This is a genomic window from Actinacidiphila cocklensis, assembly GCF_907177275.1.
Taxonomy (GTDB): domain Bacteria; phylum Actinomycetota; class Actinomycetes; order Streptomycetales; family Streptomycetaceae; genus Actinacidiphila; species Actinacidiphila cocklensis.
In genome coordinates this window covers 1-13,116 of record NZ_CAJSLV010000122.1, presented here as the reverse complement: position 1 = coordinate 13,116, position 13,116 = coordinate 1, and the positions used below count along the sequence as shown (strand labels likewise).

The 13,116-nt window shown below is 74.0% G+C and carries 12 protein-coding genes, 1 pseudogene and 1 riboswitch; of the genes and pseudogenes, 6 read left to right on the top strand and 7 right to left on the bottom strand.

All coding sequences use genetic code 11. The features are described from left to right. The coding region (locus NFU81_RS39270; protein WP_251501706.1) for a helix-turn-helix domain-containing protein at positions 1-216 on the top strand (216 nt) is incomplete at its 5' end. A 107-nt stretch (positions 217-323) separates the two neighbouring features. On the opposite strand, the gene NFU81_RS39265 is transcribed toward NFU81_RS39270, so the two are convergent. From NFU81_RS39265 to NFU81_RS39255, 3 genes are all read right to left on the bottom strand, one after another. Then, on the bottom strand, positions 324-1,127 hold the full coding sequence (locus NFU81_RS39265) for a M23 family metallopeptidase (RefSeq protein WP_251501704.1): 804 nt from the start codon (positions 1,125-1,127) through the stop codon (positions 324-326). A 5-nt stretch (positions 1,128-1,132) separates the two neighbouring features. Beyond that, positions 1,133-1,320: riboswitch (cyclic di-AMP (ydaO/yuaA leader) on the bottom strand. A 386-nt stretch (positions 1,321-1,706) separates the two neighbouring features. After that, positions 1,707-2,723 (bottom strand): GNAT family N-acetyltransferase, encoded by a 1,017-nt coding sequence (locus NFU81_RS39260; protein ID WP_251501701.1) that lies wholly within the window; start codon positions 2,721-2,723, stop codon positions 1,707-1,709. 72 nt (positions 2,724-2,795) lie between these two features. Further along, positions 2,796-3,425, bottom strand: coding sequence for a nucleoside/nucleotide kinase family protein (locus NFU81_RS39255; RefSeq protein ID WP_251501698.1), 630 nt, complete (start codon positions 3,423-3,425; stop codon positions 2,796-2,798). 176 nt (positions 3,426-3,601) lie between these two features. On the opposite strand from NFU81_RS39255, the gene NFU81_RS39250 reads away from it, so the two are divergent. Continuing rightward, positions 3,602-3,796, top strand: coding sequence for a hypothetical protein (locus NFU81_RS39250; protein WP_033172702.1), 195 nt, complete (start codon positions 3,602-3,604; stop codon positions 3,794-3,796). A 153-nt stretch (positions 3,797-3,949) separates the two neighbouring features. Continuing rightward, a complete protein-coding gene (locus NFU81_RS39245) occupies positions 3,950-5,545 on the top strand; it encodes a hypothetical protein (RefSeq protein ID WP_251501695.1) in 1,596 nt (531 codons plus the stop codon). 537 nt (positions 5,546-6,082) lie between these two features. On the opposite strand, the gene yczR is transcribed toward NFU81_RS39245, so the two are convergent. Next, positions 6,083-7,573 (bottom strand): MocR-like transcription factor YczR, encoded by a 1,491-nt coding sequence (yczR, locus tag NFU81_RS39240; RefSeq protein ID WP_251501692.1) that lies wholly within the window; start codon positions 7,571-7,573, stop codon positions 6,083-6,085. Between the two features lie 158 nt (positions 7,574-7,731). On the opposite strand from yczR, the gene yczE reads away from it, so the two are divergent. Next, complete coding sequence (yczE, locus tag NFU81_RS39235; protein ID WP_251501689.1) at positions 7,732-8,376, top strand: membrane protein YczE; 645 nt, start codon at positions 7,732-7,734, stop codon at positions 8,374-8,376. A 256-nt stretch (positions 8,377-8,632) separates the two neighbouring features. Further along, positions 8,633-9,007: an RNA polymerase-binding protein RbpA gene (locus NFU81_RS39230; RefSeq protein ID WP_031517570.1), complete on the top strand. Its 375-nt coding sequence runs from the start codon at positions 8,633-8,635 to the stop codon at positions 9,005-9,007. 201 nt (positions 9,008-9,208) lie between these two features. Here NFU81_RS39230 and fxsA read toward each other — a convergent pair whose 3' ends face one another. Then, positions 9,209-9,808, bottom strand: coding sequence for an FxsA family membrane protein (gene fxsA, locus NFU81_RS39225; RefSeq protein WP_251501687.1), 600 nt, complete (start codon positions 9,806-9,808; stop codon positions 9,209-9,211). Positions 9,809-9,899: 91 nt separating this feature from the next. Here fxsA and NFU81_RS39220 point away from each other — a divergent pair, with 91 nt between their 5' ends. Further along, on the top strand, positions 9,900-10,592 hold the full coding sequence (locus NFU81_RS39220; protein WP_251501684.1) for a DUF1345 domain-containing protein: 693 nt from the start codon (positions 9,900-9,902) through the stop codon (positions 10,590-10,592). 165 nt (positions 10,593-10,757) lie between these two features. Here NFU81_RS39220 and NFU81_RS39215 read toward each other — a convergent pair. Beyond that, positions 10,758-11,516: pseudogene (locus tag NFU81_RS39215) on the bottom strand (polyprenol monophosphomannose synthase); the annotation flags it as partial. Next, positions 11,513-13,116 (bottom strand): apolipoprotein N-acyltransferase (gene lnt / locus NFU81_RS39210; RefSeq protein WP_251501681.1); only part of this gene is annotated, 1,604 nt, incomplete at its 5' end. The pseudogene NFU81_RS39215 and the gene lnt, both read right to left, overlap by 4 nt.

Genomic DNA, 13,116 nt, shown 5'->3' with positions numbered 1-13,116 from the left:
GTGCCCGAGGCGGGCCGGGCGAGCGGGCCGGTGGACGCGGCGGCGGGGCTCACCCCGCAGGAGTCGCAGATCGTGCGGCTTGCGGCGGAGGGCCTGTCGAACAAGGACATCGCGGCCCGGCTGTTCCTGAGCCCGCGCACGGTCGGCTACCACCTCTACAAGGCGTACCCGAAGCTCGGCGTGGTCTCCCGCGGCGAGCTGGCCGGGATGTTCTGACCGGCGCGGCGGCCGGAGGCTCAGGACAGAGCCGGAAAAGGCGGTGCCCGCCCGGTGGTGAAGACCGGGCGGGCACGTGCAGGGCGGCGGCTGGGCCGTCGGATCGGTCAGACGGTGACGCCGTGCGCGGCGAGGTAGGCGACCGGGTCGATGTCGGAGCCGTAGTCCGGGGTGGTGCGGACCTCGAAGTGCAGGTGCGGCCCGGTGACGTTGCCGGTGGCGCCGGATATGCCGATCTCCTGGCCGGAGGTGACGGTCTGGCCGACCGAGACCACCGGGTTGGTGAGGTGGCCGTACAGCGTGTACTTGCCGTCCGCGTGCCGGATGATCACGTCGTTGCCGTAGGAGCCGTCCGCGCCGGCGTGGACCACGGTGCCCGCGGCGACCGAGTGGACCGGGGTGCCGCTCCAGACCAGGAAGTCGACGCCGGTGTGGTAGCCGGAGGACCAGTTGGAGCCCTCGGCGTGGTACGGCGTGCCGATGGCGGCGTCGCCGACCGGCTTGCTGTAGCCGGAGGGGCTGGCGGCCTTCTTGACGGCGGCGGCCGGGGCGGCCTTCTTCGCCGGGGCCGGCGCGGCCTTGACCACGGCGGTGTTCAGCGTGAGGTGCTGGCCGGGGCGGATCAGGCTCGGGTTGGCGCCGATGACCTTCTTGTTGGCGTTGTAGAGCGACTTCCAGCCGCCCTTGACGTGGTGGGCGGTGGCGATCTTCGCGAGGGTGTCGCCGCGGACCACGGTGTACTGCTGCGCCTTGGCGGAGACGGCGGGGGCCTTGGCAGGCTCGGCGGCCGACGCGTGGGCGACGGAGACCAGCGGCAGCGCGAGGGCGGCGGCCCCGGTGCCCGCGGCGATGCACACCCGGGTGAGGCGGTTGAGCGAGCGGGGCTTGCGGTGCTGTCCCTTTGCGGGCATGGGGGAATTCCTCTCCTACGCCTGCGAGGTGAGCTGTCGGGTTCGGGCAGGAGATGCCCGGCCGTGATCACCGTGCCCGCGCTGCGCGGCGGGCGTTCGGCGGCACGACTTCACCCCGAGCCGTCCGGTGTCCCCGGACGGCGGCTTACCTGGGTCCCCCGCTCCTGCCCTGAATGCTCGGCTGTTCCCGTGACCGGGCGGCGGCAGGATTCGGCGTCCCGCCCGGCGGATTCGCGGACGTCCGGCCCGCGGTAGGGCGAAGCTAGACGACCCCGGGATCGGCGGGCAACCAAAGGCGGCATGCCACCCCATTCCGCCCGAACCGGCGGTTACTCCCCGCCGCGAGGCCGCACCGTTCCGTGCGCGCGTCGGTCACCGCGGGTCGAGGGGCGGGGTGCACGCGGTGACAAATCGGCCATGTCGGGAACAGCGGGTGTCACGGGGAAGCCGGACCGTGTTCCTCCGGTGAGCCCGGTCACGCGGCGGCGGCGCAGTGATCCGGATCACTGCGAAATGCCCGAATTGCAGGGGTATTTCCCATACGTCCCGATTCACCACTGGCGATGCGTCAGGTTCCGCTCAGTAGCTTCCCGGCGCCCCGCCGATCCGGGCGTCCAGGGTCCTGCTGAGCCGGTAGCCGACCGGCCGGAAGCCGACCGCGGGCCAGTGCCCCGCGGCCAGCGGGGACGCGGAGTGCCAGCGGGCCGACATGTAGCGGTGGCCGTTGTCGTACGCCCACGCCAGTGCGGTGGCCAGCAGTACCCGGCTGATGCCCTCGCCGCGTGCGGCGGGCTCCACGTACGCCTCGGCCAGTTCGACGCAGGACCCGGGTATCACCGGGTCGGGCGTGGCGGGCACGACCAGCACCATGGCGATCTCCTCGCCCCTGCGGGACGCGATCCAGGCACCGCAGCGCGGGTCGGCGAGCGCATCGGCGTAGTGCAGCCGCAGGGCGGCCAGTGCGCCCTCGGGCTGCGGCTGGAACATCGCCGACTCGCGCTGCCGCCGCGAGGACTCCGCGGCCATCCGGCCGACCTGCGGCAGGTCGCCGGGACCGGCCCTGCGGATGCCGAGGCCCTCGACGCCGCGCGGCTGGCGGCCCCTGGCCTTGACCGCCATCAGGCCGTGCACCAGCTCGCGGCCGAAGCCGAGGTCGGCCCAGGGGGCGGTGGCGACGTCGCCGGCCGGCACCTGCACGTAGTGGACCAGCCGGCGGTCGGCGACCAGCCGGTCGGCGATCCTGGCGTAGAGCGAGCGCAGCACCTCGGTCTCCCGCCCGCCCGGCAGCGCGTGGCCGCCGTAGGGCACCAGGGCCGACCGCGGATGGGTGCGCAGCGCGGCCGGGTCGTCGGCGGCCAGGGTGACCGGCTGGGCGGCGAGGTAGCCGATCAGGTTGCCGTCGCCGTCCAGGGCGCGGCAGGCTTCGACGCCGGGGACGGCGTGCAGCCTGCCCACCAACTCGTCGCCGCGTACGGGTCCGTCGGCCAGCCAGGACCGCTGGGACGGGGGGCGTCGCGCCCGGGAGAACCAGCGGTCGTAACGCTGCACGGCCAGGGGTATGTGCTCGGCGGTCAGCGGCGCGGTGGCGACAGTCATGGTGTTCGAGGACGCTAGCGGGGCGCGTACCCCCACGGCAAGGCGGGAGGGACGCGGCCCGCCGCGGTGCCGTCAGCCGGTCCAGGCCGGGTGCCGCGGATCGTCGGCACGTACCAGGACATCGGCGCTCTCTTCCGGCAGCGCCTCGCGGGCGTAGCGCTGGTAGGCGGGCAGCGTCCACTGCTCCGCCGCCTCCGTACGCCGCCGCAGCGCGCCCTCCGACAGCCGCAGATGGACCGTCAGATCCAGCGGCAGGCCCTGGCCGAGCAGCAGCGGGCCGTCCAGCACCAGGACGCCGCCGGGCGGCAGCGCCACGTACTCCGCACGGGTGGAGCGGTCGGTGCCGGGGTCGCGCAGCGACGGCAGGGCGCGCCCGCTGCCGCCCGGGCCGAGCGGGTCGAGCACCTCGCGGCGCAGGGCGCCGGTGTCCAGCCACAGCTGGTAGTACGCGTCGACGTCCTGGTGCCCGTATTCGAGCCGCTGCGAGGCGGGCCGCCAGAAGGCCTGCGCCCGCACCCGCAGCACCGGGTGGCCGAGCGCGGGCAGCGCGGCGGCCAGGGCGTCCGCGAGGTCGGCGGTGCCGGCGGCGGGGGCGCCGTCCACCGCGACGCGCCACCAGGGTCCCGCGGGCGGCGGAGAGGCGGCGATCCGGTCGGCGAGGGCTTCCGCGAGCCGCGGCCAGGTGATCGGAGTGAGCTGCACACGGCCATCCTGCCGGAGCGCGAAAGCCGTGCGGCGGCGGGGCGAACTCCCCGATCATCCACTCATATAGGGGAAATTCTCTATAAATCACCCGTTTGCCAGCGCGCGGGATTCATGACTATTTGTGACCCTTGAAGAACTCATGGTGACCGTCCCCAGCACCCAGGAGAAAGCCCATGATCCTGTCCATCTCCGGCGTCGTCCTGCTCGGCGTCATCGTGTTCCTGTTCTTCCGCAAGGACGGGCTGAAGGTGTCCCACGGCATCGTCAGCGCGCTCTTCGGCTTCTACCTCGCGAGCACCGCCATCGCCCCGAGCATCACGGCCGGCGGCGCGAGCCTGGCCAGTCTGCTGGGCGGGATCAAGATCTAGCCGGCCGTCCCCGGCAGAGAGCACGACGTACGCCACCCGCAGGCCCGGGAGCGGTCGCCCGCTCCCGGGTCGCCTTCGGTCCCACCTTCTCCCCAGCTGCACCGCCGCGCGTCCCACGCGGCCTCCGCACCCGAGTCACCCGATGGAGCAACCGTGGCCAGGCGTCCCCTTCCCAGCATCCTGAGCAGCCGACCGGCGCTCGTCCGCGGCCGCGACCTGGCGCGCAGCGCCGCCGACGGCGCCTCCGACGTGCTGCACCCGGTCATCACCATCGCCCGCGGCATGCGCCGGCAGGCGGCCTGGACCGGCGGCTGGTGGGGCCGTACCCCCAAGGACCGCCGCGGTCCCGCGCTGCTGCTGGCCGTCGCGGGGGTGGTGGTCGTGGTGATGATGCCGTACGGCCCGCTGCTGGCCGTCGTCGCGCTGCTGGCGTCCGCGGCCTGGATGGGCCGGGACCGCACGCCGTCCGCGCCGGCCGGCCCCGGCGAGGCGGAGACCGGCCGGCTGCAGTCGCTGTACGAGGCGCTGGTGCCGTACCTGTCCGATCCGGCCGACCCCGCGCCGCTGTACACCCACGACGGCAGCTGGGCGAAGGCGTTCAGCTCCTTCGACTTCGAAGACGGCCGGCTGGTGCGGCTGCACCTGCGCTACCCGGCGTACTTCACCGACGGCGAGGCCGAATCGCGCGCCAGGATCGAGCAGCTGCTGCACGCCAAGGCCGGGCGGGGCCGGGAGTACCGCTTCGACTGGGACGAGGAGGACAACCACCTCACCCTCACCGCGCTGCCGCCGCTGCCCACCGACATCGTCGCCCAGCGCTTCGTCACCGCGCCCGGCGAGACGGTGCTCGGCTTCACCGACCCCGACGCCGTCCCGCGGACCGTGCCGGTCGCCGGGAGCGGCGAGGAGACTCGCGACGCGCCGCCGGTGGTGTGGCGCACCGGGGCGCGCTCCACCGAGCCGCACCTGCTGGCGCTCGGCCAGCCGGGCACCGGGACGACGAGCCTGCTGCGGTCGATCGCGCTGCAGTCGCTGGTGCACGGCGACGTCGTCATCGTGGACGGCAGCGGCACCGGCGAGTACGCGTGCCTGACCGGGCGGCCGGGAGTGCTCGCCGTCGAGGACGGGCTGCTCGGCGCGGCCGCCACGCTGGAGTGGGCCGCGCACGAGACCGAGCGCCGGCTCATCGCGGTCAACCGCGCCCGGCAGGAGGGGCGGCCGGTCGACGACGACGCGCGCCGCCCGCTGTGGATCCTGGTCGACCGGCCGACCGCGCTCAGCCAGCTGGCGCTGGCGGAGGGGCGGCCCGACCCGCAGCTGCTGCTCGACGTGCCACTGCGGCACGGGCGTACGGCCAACGTCGCCGTCGCCGTCGCCGACCAGCTCGACGCGACGGAGGCGCTGGCGCCGGTGGTCATCGCGCACACCCGGGCGCGGGTCGTGCTCGGGCGGCTGGCGCCGGAGCACGTCGAGGCGGTGCTCGGTGCGGCGCAGCGCACCACCCCGGCCGCGGAGGTGCCCCCGGGGCGGGGGTACGCCCGGCTCGGCACCGGGCCTGTGCTCCGGCTCCAGGTGCCGGCGACGCCCGACCCCTACGACGACGAGGCGACCTCCCCGCAGCGCGAGGCCGTCCTCGCCCTCCTCCCGGGTGCCACCCCCGAGCCCCCGGCCCCCGACCCCGAGCCGGAGCCGGAGCCCTCCACCCTCCGCAAGGAGGCCGTCATCCGCACGGTCGCCGACCTGGGCTAGCCCAAGCCGGCGCTCTTCCCCGCCCACGCCGGTCGTACGGCCCCCTCCGCGGGGGCGAGCGTGGCGGCGGACCGCCACCACCCCAGGCCTACCGGCCGGTGGTCCGGCACGGACCGAACACCCCCCTCCGGACGGTGACGACCCGCACCCCGGTGGCGGGCCGGCCGCGCAGTTCCCCGCACCCCCGGTGCTCGCCCTCCGCGGCACACGACACGAACCCACGACCGTCGCACGGCGGCGGACCGCCACCCCCCAGGGGCGCGAGGAACTGCGCGCTCAGCCACCCACCCACCGGTGGTCCGGATGCGACAGCAACAGCCCCTTGCGGCCGGTGACGACCCGCACCCCGCTGGCGGGCCGGCCGCGCAGTTCCCCGCGCCCCTGAAAAGCACCGCCCTCGGCAGGGGCACCCCCTCAGCCCCCGCAGCCGGCTGAAGCGCGACGCACGACGCAGGGGCGCCCCCTCAGCCCCCGCGGCCGGCGGAAGCGCACCCCCGGGGTGAGGGGACCGTGTGGGGGGCGGCCCCCCCGGAGGGGCTAGGCGACGAAGAGGCCTGAAGGCTCTGCGTCGGGCGCCGCGCCGGAGCGGACGAGGTCGGCGGCGGCGGCGAGGCGGGTGGCGGCCTCGACCGCCGCGGAGCCGCTCACCGTGAAGGGAACGCGCACGTAGGACTCGAAAGCCCCGTCGACGCCGAAGCGCGGCCCGGAGGGCACGCGGACGCCGAGGCGCTCGCCGGCCACGGCGACCCGGGAGCCGGACACGTCACCCGTGCGCACCCACATCGTCATCCCGCCGCGCGGCACCGTGAAGTCCCACCCGGGTGTGTGCTCGCGCAGCGCCGCCGCGAGGTCGTCCCGGCATTCGCGGGCACGTGCCCGCCGCGCGGCGAGCGCCTGGTCCCAGCCGCCACCCCGCAGCAGCCAGGCGACGGCGAGCTGGTCGACGACCGGCGAGCCCAGGTCGAGGTAGGCGCGGGCGGAGACCAGCCGCCGCACCACGTCGGGCGTGGACCTGACCCAGCCGATCCGCAGCCCGGCCCACACCGCCTTGCTGGCGGAGCCGACCGTCATCACCGTCCCGCCGCGGTCGAACGCGGCCATCGGGCGGACGCCCGGCTCCGCCCCGTCGAGGGTGAGTTCGGCCATCGTCTCGTCCGCCACGACGACCGTGCCGGCGGCCCTGGCCGCCTCCACCAGCTCGCGCCGCTCCTCGTCGCCGACGAGCGTCCCGGTGGGGTTGTGGTAGTCCGGCATCACGTACGCCATCCGCGGCGCCGCGTCCCGCAGCACCCGCCGCCACGCACCCATGTCCCAGCCGCCGAGGCCCTCGCGCAGCGCGACCGGCACCAGCCGCGCCCCGGTCTCGCGGAAGAGTTCCAGCACGTTGGCGTAGCTGGGCGACTCCACGGCGACGCGTTCGCCGAGGCCCGCCACCCGCCGGGCCGCCGCCCCGATCGCGCCCATCGCGCCGGTGGTCACCATGATCTGCTCGGGCATGGTCGGCACGCCCCGCGCGGTGTAGCGGTCGGCGATGGCCTCGCGCAGCACCGGCAGGCCCGCGGGGAAGTCGCCGTGGGTGGCGGCGTACGCCGGGAGTTCGGCGAGGGCGCCCTGCATGGCGTTGGTCAGCCACGGCTCGGGGGCCGGCAGCGCGGCGCAGCCGAGGTCGATGACGGAGCCCGCGGCGTCCGGCGGCAGCGGTTCGAGGCTGCGGGAGGGCAGCACATGGCCCTCGGGGATCGCGGTCCAGCTGCCGGCGCCGCGCCGGGATCGCGCGAAGCCCTCGGCCCGCAGCGCTTCGTACGCGGCCGCCACGGTGGTCCTGCTCACGCCGAGCGCCAGCGCGAGCTCCCGCTCCGCGGGCAGCCTGGCCGCGACCTGCACCCGGCCTTCGAGCACCAGCAGCCGTACGCCGTCGGCCAGCCCGCGGTAGGCGGGCAGCTTGCGGCCGGTGCCTCCGGTCGCGGGACCCGGCTCCAGCAGCCGGGCCAGATGTGCCGCGCTGACCGACGCAGTCCACTGCGACATGAAATTCAGTCCACCTTTCGCGGATTGGCCATGGATCGCATCCCCTTACAGGCCACACAGTGACATGCGCGTCCGTACGACCGCCAGGGGGGTTTCCGTTGTCACCGTTTCGCCCGTTTCCGTCCCGTCCGCCTCTTCTCCCACGTGGCCCGCTCCCGGTGGGCCGCCTCGTACGGCTCTACGTCGGCCTGGTCCTCTACGGTGCGACCGACGCCCTGGTGATCCGCGCCGACCTCGGCCTCGACCCGTGGGACGTCTTCCACCAGGGCCTGGCCCGGCACACCGGGATCAGCATCGGCAACATCTCCATTCTCGTCGGTGCGGTGGTGCTGCTGCTGTGGTGGCCGATCCGGCAGCGGCCGGGACTCGGCACGGTGTCCAACGTCGTCCTGGTGGGCGCCTCGATCGACGCCACCTGCGCGGTGGTCCCGCACGTGGAGGCGCTGAGCGCCCGTATCCCGCTGCTGCTGGCCGGAGTGCTCTTCAACGGCGTCGCGACCGGCCTCTACATCGCCGCCCGCTTCGGCCCGGGGCCGCGGGACGGCCTGATGACCGGCCTGCACCGCAGGACCGGCCGCTCGCTGCGGTTGATCCGCACCGGCATCGAGGTGACCGTGCTCGCCGCCGGATTCCTGCTCGGCGGCGGGGTCGGGGTCGGTACCGTGCTCTATGCGCTGACGATCGGCCCGCTCGCCCAGTTCTTCCTCCGGGTTTTCGGCGGCTCCCGGACGGGTACCCGATCCCGGACCGGAACACCGGCGGCACCCGGCCCCCGGGAACGCGCGGTGGCGGACACGATTTAGTCCCGGGCCGCGCGGACCGGTAGTGTACGCGGTTGGCCCGGTAGCTTGACCGTTACTGCACACAAAAGATATGACAACACCGGGTGACATCTCCCCTCAGATGTGACAAACCGGGCGCCGGTGGGTACAAACAGGGGCGACACGACGGGCGACGCATCTCCCTCATCGGGAATCTTCACCGCCGACCGGACGTTGACCGGATGACGACGACAGCGACACCTGTCCTGTGGGCGACCAAGCCCGGGAGGCACGATTCATGAGTGAGCGAGCTCTCCGCGGCACGCGACTCGGGGCCACCAGCTACGAGACCGACCGCGGTATCGATCTGGCCCCGCGCCAGACCGTTGAGTACGCATGCCGGAACGGACATCGATTTGAGATGCCGTTTTCGGTCGAGGCCGAGATTCCGCCGGAGTGGGAGTGCCGCGCCTGCGGCCAGACCGCACTCCTGGTGGACGGAGAAGGTCCCGAGGAGAAGACCACCAAGCCCGCGCGCACGCACTGGGACATGCTCATGGAGCGGCGCACGCTGGAGGAGCTGGAGGAGGTGCTGGCCGAACGGCTGGCGGTCCTGCGCTCCGGGGCGATGAACATCGCGGTGCATCCGCGGGACAACCGCAAGACCGCTTGACGCCCGTCCCCCGGGTGAGATCCGGGGGCGGCACCGACTATCCCGCCCGGCGCGGAACGCAGCGTTGCGTTTTTCGCCGGGCGGCTTTGTCGTGTCCGCACACCCACGGACCGACTCCCACGGACCGACTCCCACGGACCCGGGAGGCCGCTCGGAGGGCCTGAGCCCCCCGAGGTCCCGAACCCCCGCGCCTCCGGGCTCTCAGCCCTCCCGCGGGCCTTCGCGGTCGACGACCTCGCCCTGGATGACCTTGCCGTCGGGGCGGTGGATACGGGTCTGCTCACCGGCTTGCTGGGCCTGCTGGAAGAGGTCGCCCAGCGAACCGGGGTCCACCGCCCCCGCGTGGCGGCGCAGCGAGCGTTCCGCGGCGCGCTCGGCCAGCGAGCCGATCAGCTTGCGGGTGGGCGGGAAGAGCAGCAGCAGCCCGGCCGCGTCGGAGATGAAGCCCGGGATGATCAGCAGCATCCCGCCCAGCATGTGCAGCCCGGTGCGCCCGCCGCCGACCGGCGGGACGGTGGCCTCGGCGCCCTGCGCGGCGGCGCCCTGCTGCTGCATGGTGGCGGCCAGGTTGCGCCAGGCGCTGCGCCCGGCCCGCTTGACGGCCGCGGCACCCAGCACGAAGCCCGCGACGATGCTCAGCAGCACCACCAGGCCGCTGGTGGCCGAGGCCACCACCGTCAGCAGCCAGATCTCCAGCACCGCCCAGGCCGCGATCACCAGCGGCACCACGGTCCTGGCGCGGGAGCGCCGCCGCGGCTGCGCGGAGCGCGGGCGGACGGGGGGCGGGGTACTCGTCGTCATAGCTCAAGTGTGCCAAAGAGCGGGTAAAGGCCGGGTCGGCAGGGGCTGCCCGCGGTGGACTCGGCGGTGCCGTACCGACACGATGTGGCACGTGACGGACGACCCGCGGGAAACAGAGCATCTGCCGGCGCCGGCCTGGCGCCGGGTCACCCGGGGGGAGCCGCGCTGGACCTCCACGGCCGCGGTGGTGGCCGTGGTGGTGATCCAGCTGACGCTGCCGTCCCGGCTCGTGGTGCACCCGCAGTGGCTGATGCCGGCCGTGGAGCTGGCCCTGCTGGTGGCGCTCGTCGCGAGCAACCCGCACCGCATCGAGCGCGGCTCGCGCACCATCCGCGCGCTGGAGATCGGGCTGGCCCTGGTGATCGGCGGCGCCAACGCCTACTCGGCGGTGCGCCTGGTGGCCGACCTGATCGGCGGCACCGAGACCTCGGCGGCGGGGGCGCTGCTGCTGACCGGCGGCGCGATCTGGCTGACGAACACAGTGATCTTCGCCCTGCTGTACTGGGAGCTGGACCGCGGCGGCCCGGCCGCCCGCTCGCAGGGCGAGCGGGACGTACCGGACTTCCTCTTCGTCCAGATGCAGTCGCCCGAGCTGGCCCCGCCGCACTGGGAGCCGGCCTTCTTCGACTACTTCTACCTGTCCTTCACCAACTCCACCGCGTTCAGCCCGACCGACGTGATGCCGATGACGCGCTGGGCGAAGGCGCTGATGCTCGCGCAGTCCGCGGTGTCGCTGCTGACCGTGGTGCTGGTGGTGGCGCGAGCGGTGAACATCCTGGGCTAGGACCTGAGCCTAGGACGGTGACGGGCGGCCGGCCTCCGCGGTGATCGCGGCGTCCGCCTCGCCGTCCGCCTGCGGGCCGACGTGCAGGCGTACGGCAGGATCGGCGTCGGCGTCGGCGCCTTCGTCGCCGTCGTCCTCGGGCACGGCCTCGCCGACGGCGGCGGGCTTGCCGCCGGTGAACCGGGCGGCCCGGGAGCTGATCCCCCACCCGGTGACCCGCAGCAGCGCCTCGGCCACGATGTTGCGGCTCATCTTGCTGTCGCCGCGCTCGCGCTCCACGAAGGTGATCGGCACCTCCACCACGTGGAAGCCGGCCTTGACCGCGCGCCAGGCCAGGTCCACCTGGAAGCAGTAGCCCGCGGAGGCGACGTCGTCCATGCCGAGGCCCAGCAGGGTCTCCTTGCGGAAGGCCCGGTAGCCGCCGGTGACGTCGCGGATGGTGACGCCCAGCATCAGCCGGGAGTACGTGCTGCCGCCGCGGGAGATGAACTCGCGGCTCTTGGGCCAGTTCACCACCCGGCCGCCGGGAATCCAGCGCGAGCCGAGCACCAGGTCGGCGCTCTTCAGCGCGGTCAGCAGCCGGGGCAGCTCCTCGGGCTGGTGGGACCCGTCGGCGTCCATCTCGACCAGGACGTCGTAGCCGTTGTCGATGCCCCAGCGGAAGCCGGCCAGGTAGGCGGCGCCGAGCCCTTCCTTGCCCTCGCGGTGCAGGACGTGCACCGACGGGTCCTCGACTGCCAGGTCGTCGGCCAGCTTGCCCGTGCCGTCAGGGCTGTTGTCGTCGGCGACCAGGACGTCGGCGTCCGCCACCGAGGCCCGCACCCGCCGCACGATCGGCACCAGGTTCTCGGCCTCGTTGTAGGTCGGGATGATGACCAGGACCCTGCCGAGCGGCCCGAAGCTCCGCTGCTCGCCGTCGTTCACTGCTGTTCCTGTCCTTTCGTGGTGCGGGTACGGCCCCGCCTGCCGAGTGCGATGGCGACCGCACAGGACAGAAGCCCCACCATAGCGAGGGTCCACTCGGGTGCCGCACCGACGCGATCGGCGACCGTCTTGCCGTCGCGCAGCGGGATGTCGGCGTTCAGCACCTGCTGGGTGAATTCCCTGCTGCGCTGTTCGATCTTGCCATCGGGACCGACGATCGCACTGATCCCGCTGGTCGCGGCGGTGACGACGGCCCGTCCGTGCTCGATCGCGCGCAGCCTGGACATGGCGAGCTGCTGCTCCGGCTGCCCGGTCCTGCCGTAGGTGGCGTTGTTGGTCTGGACGACGATGGCCCGCGCACCGGCGTTGACGGTGTCGCGCACGATGCCGTCGTAGGCGACCTCGAAGCAGATCACGTCGCCCAGCCTGGCCGGGCCGATCTGCAGCACACCGGTGGTCTTGCCGGGGTAGAAGTCGCGCGGGATCTCGTCGAGCCGGCTGATGACCTTGGTCAGTTCCTTGCGGAAGGGGACGTACTCGCCGAACGGCACCGGGTGCTGCTTGGTGTAGTGCGCGCCGGGACCCTTGACCGGGTCCCACACGATGCCCTCGTTCTGCACGTGGTCGGCGTCCGGGCCGTCCACCAGCACGCCCACCAGGACCGGGACGCCGACCGCCTGCACGGCCTCGGTGATCTTGTCGTAGGCGGCCGGGTTCGAGAACGGGTCGAGGTCGGAGGAGTTCTCCGGCCACAGCACCACGTCGGGCTTGGGCACCCGGCCCGCCTTGATGTCCGCGGCGAGCTTCAGCGTGGCCTTGACGTGGTTGTCCAGGATCATCATCGGCCGGCCGAGGAAGTGCAGCCCCGGCTGCTGGACGTTGCCCTGCACGACGGCGATCCGTACGTGGTCGGTGGCGTTCGTCGGCACCGGTACGAGCAGCCCGGCCAGCAGGACCGCCGCGGACAGCACCAGGGCGCCGGCCGCGGGCAGCACCGCCCGCGGGCTCCAGGCCCGGGTGCGGTACAGGCGGGCGCCGGTGAGCGCCGCCGCGGCCAGCAGGGTGCCGCTGAGCGCCACCGCGAAGGTCACCAGCGGGGCGCCCCCCAGCGCCGCCAGCGGGGTGTACGGGGAGGCGGTGTTGGCGAAGGCCAGCCGGCCCCACGGGAAGCCGCCGAAGGGCAGCCGGTCGCGGGCCAGCTCCTCGGTCACCCACAGGCACGCGGCCCACAGCGGCCGGCCGGGCAGCCGCTGGCCCAGCACCAGGCAGGCGCCCAGCGCGGCCAGGAAGCCCGCCTCGATCGCGGCCAGGCCCACCACGGCGTCCCAGCCGACGGTGTGCAGCCACTGGAGCAGCCAGATGAAGAAGGGCCAGCCGAAGGCGAAGCCGAGCCAGGCGCCCTGGCGTACGGTCCTGCCGCGGGTCAGCAGCGACAGCGCGGCGACCGAGACCAGCGACAGCGGCCACAGGTCGTACGGCGGGAAGGCGGCGGCCAGCGCCAGGCCGCTCGCCGCGGCGACCGCGCTGCTGGGCGCGGACCTGCGGGCCAGGGCGGCGAACCGCTTGCGCCGCGAGGCGCGCGGCGCCGCCGGCTCCGGCG